We start from the raw sequence: 1031 nt of genomic DNA on the forward strand, positions 1-1031 counted from the left end.
TGAGGAAAAGTATCTTTATTAGTGCCCTTCCCCCGCGCTCCCCGCCCTATAAGGAAAGAGGGACTTGCGGTCCCTTTCCCAGCTTTTCAACCATAAGGAAAAGGGTTTGTTTCTTTTCACACTGCGCCCGTTTTATTGAAGAACGTTCATCTTGTAGATTGCGAGAATGCTTTTGTTAAGTCAAAGAAGAATGTTTGGGTTGAAGGAAAGGGTATCATTTTAAAGACATCGATTTATAATCTAACCAATTTTTTTGCACTTATTCATCGAAAAGTGTACCACCCTATCGCACAAATCCTGTATAATAAATTTGGATAAAAAAATTGTACAGGGGGGGGAAACGCCCCGAAGGGGGTTCAAGGAAGGTGATAGAGAAGGTACAATACAATTATATAAGATTTTTGTATTTTAACAAACACAAAAGTCAAAGAGAGATAGCAAAAGAAATGGGGATACACAGAGCAACGGTTAAAAGAGCTATCAAGAACCCAGAACAGAAGTATCATATGAACGTTGAGAGAGATAAACCAGTAAATGGTGATTTTGAAAAACGTATCAAACATTTGTTAGAACACAATTCAAAGCAACCCAAGAGCCAAAAGTTAACCAAAAGACGTATATACGAACTCATCTGTGAAGAAGGATACAAAGGAAGTTATTCTTCCTTCACCTATCAAGCAAGGAAGATAGAAGAGAAACTTGGTATCAATAGCCGTAGCAAATGCTGAAGAGAAAGTATTTATTAGGTGAAAAAAGGCCAAAAAGGTGAAATTTATTTGATTTTATAGGAGCCTTATACAGGATTTGTGTGAGAGGAAGGTATACTTGCATTTAGTAATTGCACCATCTGTTGGACCAATTGTCGGGATACTTTCTAAAACGCTTAAAAGTATGGGAATTGCTACTACAAAGTGGGGTGATAAAAATGAGCGATAAGAAAAAGGAAGAATTTAAGCTATTAGAAGATTTTTTCAGCGATTATTATAAGATTTTTCATGAGTATCTTTTTCCTGCACTTACTAAACGAAAAG

General features: G+C 36.4%; 1 protein-coding gene. It reads left to right on the forward strand.

What is annotated here, in order from left to right; all coding sequences use genetic code 11:
- The first annotated feature begins 365 nt into the window (after positions 1–365).
- Positions 366–728 carry a hypothetical protein gene (locus AA81_RS13705; RefSeq protein WP_103899345.1) on the forward strand — a complete coding sequence of 121 codons (363 nt, stop codon included), beginning with the start codon at positions 366–368 and terminating at the stop codon, positions 726–728.
- The last annotated feature ends 303 nt before the right edge of the window (positions 729–1031 follow it).

The sequence above is a fragment of the Petrotoga halophila DSM 16923 genome (assembly GCF_002924615.1).